Origin of the sequence: Levilactobacillus acidifarinae DSM 19394 = JCM 15949 (assembly GCF_001434835.1) — a bacterium.
Classification (GTDB): domain Bacteria; phylum Bacillota; class Bacilli; order Lactobacillales; family Lactobacillaceae; genus Levilactobacillus; species Levilactobacillus acidifarinae.
Genome location: NZ_AZDV01000005.1, coordinates 319,066 through 329,167 on the forward strand (window position 1 = coordinate 319,066; position 10,102 = coordinate 329,167).

Sequence of the window (10,102 nt, forward strand, 5' to 3'; positions counted from 1 at the left end):
TTCAATTTTGACCTCTCAAATTGCAAACTTAGACGGGATTTACTTCGTGACAGTAACCGTTTTCATTGGTACGCTAGGGACGTATCGCATTACATATTTTTGAGGAGGATTTGTCACCATGACAATAGCTCACACGCATCATAAGCTCCTTTATAGTTTGTTAGTGCCCTTGCTAGTTGCCGGCAGTGCGACCGCATTGCCAGGACTGGGGGACCATTCGGCTCAGGCCGCGGCGCAAAAGGTCACCACGCAAACGGATAAGTACAGTACCCCCACTAGCCAACCTGGGTTTAAGAAGTTGGCCAAGAAATACAAGACCGCAATTCCGATTCAGGTCTTAGGCATCAACGACTTACATGGGGGCCTGGAAACCACGGGAACCGTGAAGATTGGGGACGCGACCTACAGTGACGTGGGGACCGTTGCCCGGTTAGGCGGGTCATTAGATCAAGCGCAAAACCAATTCAAGAAGACCCAACACGCCAAAGCGGCCAACACCTTCCGGGTGGAAGCCGGGGATATGGTTGGGGCCTCACCGGCTAATTCGACGTTGTTAGCCCACGAATCGACCATGCACACTTTACGGGCCATGAAGTTCCAAATCGGAACATTGGGGAACCACGAATTTGACCACGGCTTGGGCGAATACAACCGGATCTTAAAGGGCAACAAGCCAGCGGCCAACGCCGATTCGTTAGTTAAGGCCTACCCGCACCAGGCGTCGAACATCAACTTGGTCGTGGCGAACGTGGTTAAGAAATCCAACAACAAGATTCCTTACGGGTACAAGCCGTACACCATTAAGACGGTCAAGGCGCACGGTAAGACCGCCAAAGTTGGGTTTATCGGGATTGAAACCACCGACTTACCTCATTTGACGTTGCTGAAGAACTATCAAGACTACAAGATTTTAGATGAAGCCAAGACCATCGCTAAATACGATAAGATCTTGAACAAGAAGGGTGTCAAGGCCGTGGTGGTCATGGCCCATACCGGAATTTCCTCCCAAGATGGCAAGACGGCCGGGAGTGCGGTTGACATCTTGAACAAGGTTAACCAACTCGACAAGAAGAACAACGTTGGACTGTACGTGGCGGGTCACTCACACCAGTACGCCAACGCCACGGTCGGCAAGACTCACGTGGTTCAAGCCGTTTATACCGGGAAGGCCTACAACGATACGCAAGGTTACATTAACGCGAAGACCGGGAAGTTCATGCACCTCGAATCCCACGTGTACCCCGTCTTACCAGCCAAGGCTAACCCTAAGGCGAAGACCAACGCCAAGGTGGCTGCGATCGTGAAGGACGCCGACAAACGGGTCGCGCCGAAGGTCAACGCCGTGATCGGTAAGGCCGCGACTAACGAACCAATTACCGGCCGGAACAATAACAGTAAGACCATGGAAAACGCCGCGGGTGAATTAGTGGTCGATGCCCAACGCTACGAAGCCCAAAAGAACGGCACCAACCCCGACTTTGCCATGACCAACAACGGTGGGGTCCGGTCCGACTTAGCCGTGACGAAGAATGGCGACATCACCTGGGGTGCGGCCGTGGCCGTGCAACCATTTGGGAACATCTTACAGGTGGTTGAAATGACCGGTCAGCAGATCAAGGATGCGCTGAACCAACAGTACGATGAAAACCAAGCCTTCTACCTGCAGATTTCCGGGTTGACCTACACCTACACGGACAATAACGATGCCAAGCAACCGTACAAGGTGGTCGACATCAAGAAGGACGATGGCACGCCGGTCAGCATGACGGCTACCTACCGCGTCGTCATCAACGACTTCCTCCACGGGGCCGGTGATAACTTCTACGCCTTCAAGGACACGCCAATCAAGGCTTCCATTGGCTCGGACACCGACGTCTTCGTTCAGTACTTCAAGGACATGGCCGCCGCTAACACGCCGGTCAAGGCCCCAACGCTGGACCGGAAAGTCTACCAACCAGCCGGGAGCGTGGTGGCTACGAGTACCCAACCCGTAAACCAGGTTCAGGTGGCGTTAGGGTAACGGTTAAACGAGTGATCACTGGGGAGTCGCCCGGATAAGCCTAAAACAGATTTTAGTCTCCCTCCAGACAGAAATTTGATAGATAAAAATAATTAGAGGCTTAAGCGGGACGACTGGCCATTGAATGATTCGGTAGTGACACAGCTGAATAAACCCAAAAACGAGGATTGCCAGGTTACGGCAATCCTCGTTTTGTCTGTAATCGTTATGTTTTAAAGAAACGCTTGGTACAAGACCGTGGCCGCAATGGCCCCGGCGATGGGCGCCACAACCGGTACCCAACTGTATTCAAACTGCGAACTACCTTTGTACTTGAACGGCCAGAGGGCGTGTAATAGCCGGGGCCCTAAGTCCCGTGCGGGGTTCAAGGCTGGTCCGGTGGGGCCCCCGAAGGAGACGACCAGACACATGACCAAGAACCCTAATCCTAAGAAATCGGCCCGCGGGTCCAACTTGTCGGCCGTCATGAAGACCGCCCCCAAGACCAGTAAGAAGGTCCCGATAAATTCGTTGAGAAACCCGTTCAACTTGCTGTCGGCCGCGTCAATCGTGGAGAAGGTCCCCAGGATGGCTTCGGCGTCCGTGGTCTTGTCGTAGTAGGGCTTGTAGGCCAGAACGACGGTCAGTTGACCTACGATGGCGCCCAACGTTTGGGCAACGACGTAGGGCAAAACCTCGGCCCAAGGAAAATTACCGACGACGGCTTGGGCGATGGTCATGGCCGGGTTGATCTGGGCGCCGGAGATCGTGGCGAACATCAACGCGGGAATCATGACCCCAATGCCGTACCCGAACCCAATCAGGACCCAGCCACCGTGATAGCCCTTAGTCCCCTTTAACTCAACGTTGGCAACGGACCCGTTACCTAAGGCCACCATGATGGCCGTCCCGATAAATTCCGCGAGACACCGGATGAACAAAGTATAATGCATTAAACTCTACCTCAAATATGTATTTTTTCGGCCGCGCCGCATGTATTCGCGGAAACAGCAGCACTCATAATCATACGCTTACTGACATAAGTTTTCAGTAATATTTTCATCTTGATTAGCTTATTAAAAGGAAGGGTCAACCGGTTGTTTACCGGGACGTCGGTAAAGGAAACGGTTACAAAATTGATGATCGTTGCCGTTAAATTTTAGCCAGAAATTTCCCCCAGAAATCATCAACGGGGAGCAACCTGTAGTACAATAATCTTGTAAACGAATGTAAGCGTTTTAACTAAAATGAAAAGGAGGTCTTGCTGTTGCAAGCAGACTTGAAATGGCTGGACGACCCGCAAACGTACCGGGTCAACCAGCTGCCCGCACACAGCGATCATCACTATTACCGTACGGTCGCCGAGATGCAGGCGCAGCAGAGTAGTTTCGTGCAAAGCTTAGACGGCACCTGGCAGTTCGCCTTTGCCCCGACACCGCAGGAACGGCCCGTGGGCTTCGAACAACCGGACGCCGACCACCAGAACTTTGGGGATATTCAGGTGCCCGGCCACATCGAACTCGCCGGTTACGGCCAGCTCCATTACACCAACACCCTTTACCCTTGGGAAGGCAAGCTCTACCGCCGTCCCGCCTACACGTTAGGCGACACCACCGGAATGCCGGGGATGTTTAGTGCAGGGCCCGACAACACGGTTGGTGCCTACCTGAAGACCTTTACCTTGAGCCCCAAACTGCGGGACCACCGCGTCGTGATCCAGTTCGACGGGGTCGAAGAGGCGATGTACCTGTGGCTCAACGGGCACTTTGTGGGGTACGCCGAAGACAGTTTCAGTCAATCGGAATTCGACCTGACCCCGTACCTGCAGACCGGCGAAAACCTGTTGGCGGTGGAGGTCTTTAAACGCAGTACTGCGGCCTTCTTGGAGGATCAGGACTTCTTTCGGTTCTCCGGGATCTTCCGCAGCGTGCGCTTAGTGGCCCAACCGACCGTCCACGTGAACGACCTGACAATCCGGGCCAACGTGCTCGATGATTTGACCACCGGGGACTTTAACCTCACGCTAGCTCTAAACGACGACGCTGGTCAATCCGGCGCGCAGATCAAAACGATTCTACACGCCGCCGACCGGGTCCTGTTGAACCAGACGGTGCCGGCGCAAGCCGAAGTGACCATCCAACACGTGCCCGTGCCCAACGTGCACCTTTGGGACCACCACGACCCGTACCTCTATCAACTTCAGGTGGAGGTGCTGGATGCCGAGGGACACTTGTTGGAAGTCGTGCCTTACGACGTCGGGTTCCGGCGGATCGAGCTCAAGGATAAGGTGATGTGTCTCAACGGCCACCGCTTGATTTTAAACGGGGTCAACCGGCACGAATGGGACGCTAAGCGCGGCCGGAGCGTGACGGTAGCCGACATGCAATACGACCTGCAAGTCTTTAAGCAACACCACATCAACGCGGTGCGAACCTGCCACTATCCCGACCAGATCGACTGGTACTACCTGTGTGACCGCAACGGCATCTACATGATGGCCGAAAACAACTTGGAAACCCACGGTACCTGGCAAAAGATGGGCGCCGTGGAACCGTCCGATAACGTGCCCGGGTCACTACCGCAGTGGCGAGGCGCCGTGGTTGACCGCGCTCGCAGTAACTACCAGGCCTTTAAGAATCATCCGGCCGTTTTGTTCTGGTCGCTAGGAAACGAATCCTACGCCGGCGACGACATCGCCGCCATGGATCGGTACTACCACGAACACGACGAGACGCGCTTGACCCACTACGAAGGCGTTTGTCGCAACCGGGCCTACGAGGACCAGATTTCCGACATGGAAAGTATGATGTACGATCCGCCGAAGGTCATTCGCGAGTACCTGGACAACGACCCGCAAAAGCCGTTCGTCAACTGCGAATACATGCACGACATGGGCAATTCGCTGGGCGGCATGAATAGCTATACGGATCTGATCGACCAGTACCCGATGTATCAAGGCGGGTTCATCTGGGACTACATCGACCAGGCTTTGTTGATCAACGACGAGGTCACCGGCCAACCGGTCTTACGCTACGGCGGGGACTTTGACGACCGGCATTCCGACTATGAATTTTCTGGTGACGGCCTGCTGTTTGCGGACCGGACACCGAAACCCGCACTACAGGAGGTGAGCTACTACTATGGCAAATACGACCGCTAAACTCCACGTCGTTTACGGCGACGGGACTCTGGGCCTACACGGCGAGGGCTTCCAATACATCTTTAGTTACGAACGGGGCGGCCTGGAGTCGCTCAAACGGGACGGTAAGGAGTGGCTTTACCGCGTGCCGAAGCCGACGTTCTGGCGCGCCACGACCGACAACGATCGGGGCAATCGTTTTTCCGAAAAGTCGGCGATGTGGCTGGGAGCCGACCTCTTTAGTCCCTGCACCGATATCGAAGTGGCCGTGAACGGGCAAGTCATTACCCTGCCAATCGCGCCGGAAAACAACCGGTATTCGGACCATGAGACGGCCGATAAGGTAACGATTCGGTTCACCTACACCACGACCACGGTGCCAGCCACGACCATGACGGTGAGCTACACCGTGGACGCAACGGGCGAGATTCGGGTCCAAGCCCACTTCAACGGTCAGGCTGGCTTGCCGGAACTCCCAGCGCTGGGAATCCGGTTCAGCATGCCGACGGCCGCGCAGGGCTTCACCTACCGAGGCTTGTCCGGCGAAACCTACCCGGATCGCATGGCGGGCGGCCAACCGGGCGACTACCAGGTCACCGGACTGCCGGTGACGCCGTACATGGTGCCACAGGAATGCGGGATGCACATGGCGACCGAACGGGCCACGGTGACCCGAGCCATCACGCTAAATAACGCGGATCCGGACACCGAGCCGTTCAGCTTGACGTTTAAACAGGCAGGGACGCCGTTTAACTTCAGTTGCCTGCCGTACACGGCCGAGGAACTGGAAAACGCGACCCACATCGAGGAACTGCCCCTGCTTCGGCGGACGGTCTTCACCGTCTTCGGCGCGGTCCGTGGGGTCGGGGGTATCGATAGTTGGGGTGCCGACGTGGAAGCCAAGTACCACCTGCCCGCCGACCGGGATTACGACTTCGAGTTTGTGATTGCGGGGACGCAGGATTAACGTAATAAGTGAATAACAAACGCCCCGCACCAGCAATCGCCGGTGCGGGGCGTTTCGTGTCCAATTAAGGAAAGTAATTAGCTCGGTTGTTCAGCCCGTTCAACCTCAGCAGCCGTCGGGTAAGAGGTTTGCGTCCCGCGACGGGTGACCGTCAATGCTGCGTAGGCGTTGGCGTGGTGCAGTGCCCTTGGCACGTCCTCGCCTTGGGCAAAGTAGTGGGCAAACGCCCCGATAAACGCATCGCCGGCGCCGGTGGTGTCGACGGCTTGAACCTTGATGGCGTCGATCAACTGGCAATCGTTGGCGCAGACCCACAACACGCCCTTGGCGCCCAGCGTGACCAATAAGTTCTTAACCCCCAGGTCGATGAGATGGCGGGCGGCGGCCTTGATTTCGGTTAAATTACCGGTTGGCATCCCGGTCAGCGTCGCCAGTTCCGTTTCGTTAGGCGCGAAAAAGTCAACCCGGCTAACGTGCGTTAAGTTCAGGTCACGGTTGGCCGGTGCTGGGTTCAAGAGGACCGGCACGTGGGACTTATTGGCTAGGTCGATGGCGTGATAGTTGGTGGCTAACGGAATCTCCTGCTGGAGGACGATGAGCTTGGTGTGTTGAATCAGGTTGACGTGTTGGTCGAGGACCGCGGGTGTTAGGTCGTTGTTCGCACCCTTGATGATCAGAATGCGGTTATCAGCGGACGGGTCGACGAAAATCGGCGCGGTCCCACTATTTTTCTGACTCACACCCACGCCGGTCACGTCGAGGTGGTTCGCCTTGAAGTTGGCCAATTGTTGTTCACCAAAGTTATCCTGGCCGACCATGGAGATAAAACCGACGCGTGAGCCTAACCGGGCCGCCGCGATCGCTTGGTTGGCGCCCTTGCCGCCAAAGCCCATGGTAAAGTCGGGTGCCTCAAGAGTTTCGCCCGCGACCGGCATCCGGTTCACGTAGGTGGTTAAATCAATCATATTAGAACCTATGACTAGAACATCGCTATCTTGCATATCTGACACTCCTCGTTTCAGTCTTCATTTTTAACCTAGCACAAAATCAGTTATATGTAAACGCTTACATAAATCAATTATGAAAAAGGTCTATGGTTTGAAAAGTCCACCACGACCTAGGCGTCGTGGTGGGCTGAGGTGACTGGTTGGGTTTCGGCTACATAAGCCCGCCCCCAACGATTGAGCGCCAGAAGTAACGGTACCAAGGACCGTCCAGTACGAGACAGTGAGTAGCTGGTTGGGGCCGCGGGGGCGTTGGCGGTGACCACCAATTGATCACGTACTAACTGGGTTAGCTGATTGGTCAACGTGGCTTGAGGGCAGGCCGTCAAGGTCCGGTGTAATTCGACGAAGCGGTAGTCGTGGTCCGTTAAACGGTAGAGAATCAGTGGTTTCCAAGGACTATCCAACAGGCTTAACGTAGTGTTTAGCGGGCGAAGTTCCGCGGGTTGGGCGATGGTCGCGGTCATGATCAAGACCTCCTCGTGAGTTTGGGGTCAGTGTATCATGAACGCTTAGCGAGTCGGTCGCGGCAGCCCTCGAAATGGGTCACTAAGGACGGTTGCTTCTCTTATTAATTAATGGGTAATAATTTTAGCTGCCAAGCGGAATTCTTCGGCGGGGAGGTCGGGCTGATTGATTCGGGCAATTAGCCGGTCCACCGCCGTTTTGCCGATTTGAGCGATCGGTTGTTTGGCCGTGACGATGGGCTGGGGGAGAAAGTCGAACCAGTCCTGGTCATCGAAACTTCCCAGCTGAAACGGGGGCAGGTCGAGGTCGGGAAGCTTATGCAACACGGCATCCATGATGGTGTTGTCTGCCGCTAGTAAGCCGTCACACCGCTGATTGACCAACAGCTGCCGGGTCATCTGGGCGACGTTGCTGTTATCGGTGCGGGCGGTCACTTCGATGGCGGGATCGTGGGGCTGGCCCGCGACACTGAGGGCCCGATGGTAGCCTTTGAGGCGCTCGGTGGCGGTCATCGAAACGGCGCTGTTGATGATACCGACGCGCTGAGCCCCACGGTCGATCAACTGGGTCACTAGGTCTTGCGTGCCCCGCACGTTGTCGACCAAGACCCGGTCGTACTGAGTCGCGATGCCCGCCGGTGGCATCCGATCCACGAAGACGGCGGGGGTGTTGCCCAGTTGGGCGGCGTAGTTGGTGGGGCCACCGGCGCTGGTGATGATCACCCCGGCCGCTTGCTTCTCTAACATCAGGTTTAAGGCGCTGACTTCCCGGTCATCTTGTTCGTCGGTGTTGACGATTAAGACGTCGTAACCGGCTTGCGCGGCGGCGTCTTCGATGGCCCGGATGATGTGGGTAAAGAAATTATTGAGGATGTCGGGAATGATGACACCTAGCGTGTTGGTTTTTTGCACCCGAATGCTGCGGGCCAGTCCGTTGGGGTGGTACCCGAGATCTTGGGCGATTTTTTGAATGCGTTGACGGGTCGCCTTTTTGACCTGGGGACTATCGTTGAGGGCCCGTGAAATCGTGGCTTCCGAGACCCCCGCTTCGGCGGCCACGTCTTTGATGGTGATTTTTCTGGACAAATTTAGTCACCTACTCCTTATTGATTATAACTAATAATCTTTGTTTGTAACTTTTCCGGTAAATAACACGGTTCTTCCTCACTCCCTTCCATCCTAGCGTGAAACCGAAGCGTTGGTCAACTAATGAGGTCATGTGGAGAATTGACGGCCAACTAGTTGACATGTCCATGAAATGGCTTTATAGTGGATAAGTCCATTAATTTCGAAGGGAAGCTAAAATCGTGCAATACCATCATTTTAGTCAGTACGTGGCCGGGATTTACCGCCGGTCCAAGAATGATTTTAACCGCCAGATTGAAGGCCTCGACGTGCGCGCCACGCAGAGTGACCTCCTAATGTTTATCTACGAGCACCCGGGACGACAACAGGTTCAAATTGCTCAGGAGATGAGTGTTGATCCCAGTCTGTTGGCTCGCGACTTGACCGTGTTAACGCAGAAGGGGTGGATTACCCGCACCCCGTCCAGCACCGATCGGCGGGCCAAGGAAATTACGTTAACCGCGGCCGGTGTGACGTTGGCGCAGCAGCTGACTGCCACCATGGCGACTTGGTGGCGGCAACTGTTTGCCGAATCGGGACTGGACGCCGACCAGTTGGATCAGCAATTGGCCGCGGTGTACCAAGTTCTATTGAAGCGTGAGCGACCATGACGGCGCGCTGGGCGGTTAAACACTTTGCATTGTTAGCGGCCGGGCTAGTCATGATGGCGGCCAGCGTGGCGTTGGCCAAAATCGCCACGTTAGGTACCTCGCCGATTTCGAGTATTCCCAACGTGGGCAGCCTGCTAACGCCGCTGACGATCGGTCAGGTGACCATCATTTTTATGGTGGTGATTATCGGGCTCGAGTGGGTCGTTTTGCGGCGGGACTTCGGCTGGACCAATCTGGTGCAACTAATTCCGTCGGTGTTCTTCGGGACCCTGATTGACCTATTCGTCACGGCCTTTCACGCCATTCAGCCGACCGCTTATTGGCAACAACTGGGGTTAACCGTGATCAGCATTGGGCTGCTCGCCTTCGGGGTCCTCTTAGAGGTTAATTCACGAACGTTAGTCATGGCGGGCGAGGGCATCGCCGCGGCGTTAGCCTTTCGCTACCACCGGCCCTTTGGTGCGATGAAGGTGCGCTGTGACCTTACCATGGTCATCGGGGCCGTTCTGTTAGCGCTGGTCTTTGCCCACGGATTAATTGGCGTCCGGGAGGGAACCGTGATTTCGGCCTTATTGACGGGACGGGTGGTGAGTTGGCTGGAGACTCATTTGCCACGGTTTACGGCCTGGGTTCAGGATTAACGCCGGTTGATCAGAAAAAAATCGTAAAAAAGGGTTGCGTCCGTTGGGGGTTAAATGCTAAAATTATTACCTGTTGGGTCATTCATGACGCAATTATTGGGCTATAGCCAAGTGGTAAGGCAACGGGTTTTGATCCCGTGATGCGCTGG

At 55.4% G+C, this 10,102-nt stretch carries 9 protein-coding genes; 5 read left to right on the forward strand and 4 right to left on the reverse strand.

The window, feature by feature from the left end; translation table 11 throughout:
* Nucleotides 1-118: 118 nt before the first annotated feature.
* Nucleotides 119-2,020, forward strand: a complete 1,902-nt coding sequence (locus FD25_RS03845; protein WP_057801511.1) for a bifunctional metallophosphatase/5'-nucleotidase — start codon at nt 119-121, stop codon at nt 2,018-2,020.
* A 212-nt stretch (nt 2,021-2,232) separates the two neighbouring features.
* Here the strand turns inward: FD25_RS03845 and FD25_RS03850 are convergent, their stop codons facing one another.
* Complete coding sequence (locus tag FD25_RS03850; protein ID WP_057801513.1) at nt 2,233-2,952, reverse strand: MIP/aquaporin family protein; 720 nt, start codon at nt 2,950-2,952, stop codon at nt 2,233-2,235.
* 314 nt (nt 2,953-3,266) lie between these two features.
* Here FD25_RS03850 and FD25_RS03855 point away from each other — a divergent pair, with 314 nt between their 5' ends.
* The gene (locus FD25_RS03855) at nt 3,267-5,159 is read left to right on the forward strand and encodes a glycoside hydrolase family 2 TIM barrel-domain containing protein (protein ID WP_057801516.1); all 1,893 of its coding nucleotides are present in this window, start codon (nt 3,267-3,269) and stop codon (nt 5,157-5,159) included.
* Nucleotides 5,140-6,105 carry a beta-galactosidase small subunit gene (locus tag FD25_RS03860; protein WP_057801518.1) on the forward strand — a complete coding sequence of 322 codons (966 nt, stop codon included), beginning with the start codon at nt 5,140-5,142 and terminating at the stop codon, nt 6,103-6,105. The genes FD25_RS03855 and FD25_RS03860 overlap by 20 nt, the downstream gene beginning before the upstream one ends.
* A 77-nt stretch (nt 6,106-6,182) precedes the next feature.
* Here FD25_RS03860 and rbsK read toward each other — a convergent pair whose 3' ends face one another.
* The 3 genes from rbsK to FD25_RS03875 all read right to left on the reverse strand — a co-directional run bounded on the left by rbsK (nt 6,183) and on the right by FD25_RS03875 (nt 8,662).
* Nucleotides 6,183-7,106, reverse strand: a complete 924-nt coding sequence (gene rbsK, locus FD25_RS03865) for a ribokinase (RefSeq protein WP_057801520.1) — start codon at nt 7,104-7,106, stop codon at nt 6,183-6,185.
* Nucleotides 7,107-7,222: 116 nt separating this feature from the next.
* The gene (locus FD25_RS03870; protein ID WP_057801522.1) at nt 7,223-7,576 is read right to left on the reverse strand and encodes a winged helix-turn-helix transcriptional regulator; all 354 of its coding nucleotides are present in this window, start codon (nt 7,574-7,576) and stop codon (nt 7,223-7,225) included.
* Nucleotides 7,577-7,684: 108 nt separating this feature from the next.
* A complete protein-coding gene (locus FD25_RS03875; protein WP_057801524.1) occupies nt 7,685-8,662 on the reverse strand; it encodes a LacI family DNA-binding transcriptional regulator in 978 nt (325 codons plus the stop codon).
* Nucleotides 8,663-8,883: 221 nt separating this feature from the next.
* On the opposite strand from FD25_RS03875, the gene FD25_RS03880 reads away from it, so the two are divergent.
* Together FD25_RS03880 and FD25_RS03885 are read left to right on the forward strand one after the other, a co-directional pair.
* Nucleotides 8,884-9,312: a MarR family winged helix-turn-helix transcriptional regulator gene (locus FD25_RS03880; RefSeq protein WP_057801526.1), complete on the forward strand. Its 429-nt coding sequence runs from the start codon at nt 8,884-8,886 to the stop codon at nt 9,310-9,312.
* Nucleotides 9,309-9,953 carry a YczE/YyaS/YitT family protein gene (locus FD25_RS03885; protein WP_186811150.1) on the forward strand — a complete coding sequence of 215 codons (645 nt, stop codon included), beginning with the start codon at nt 9,309-9,311 and terminating at the stop codon, nt 9,951-9,953. The genes FD25_RS03880 and FD25_RS03885 overlap by 4 nt, the downstream gene beginning before the upstream one ends.
* Nucleotides 9,954-10,102: the final 149 nt, after the last annotated feature.

Excerpts from the sequence above, each read along its gene's own strand:
- FD25_RS03885 (WP_186811150.1), top strand. The coding sequence starts at position 9,309 with ATGACGGCGCGCTGGGCGGTTAAACACTTTGCATTGTTAGCGGCCGGG.
- FD25_RS03860 (WP_057801518.1), top strand. The coding sequence starts at position 5,140 with ATGGCAAATACGACCGCTAAACTCCACGTCGTTTACGGCGACGGGACT.
- rbsK (WP_057801520.1), bottom strand. The coding sequence starts at position 7,106 with ATGCAAGATAGCGATGTTCTAGTCATAGGTTCTAATATGATTGATTTA.
- FD25_RS03870 (WP_057801522.1), bottom strand. The coding sequence starts at position 7,576 with ATGACCGCGACCATCGCCCAACCCGCGGAACTTCGCCCGCTAAACACT.
- FD25_RS03845 (WP_057801511.1), top strand. The coding sequence starts at position 119 with ATGACAATAGCTCACACGCATCATAAGCTCCTTTATAGTTTGTTAGTG.
- FD25_RS03850 (WP_057801513.1), bottom strand. The coding sequence starts at position 2,952 with ATGCATTATACTTTGTTCATCCGGTGTCTCGCGGAATTTATCGGGACG.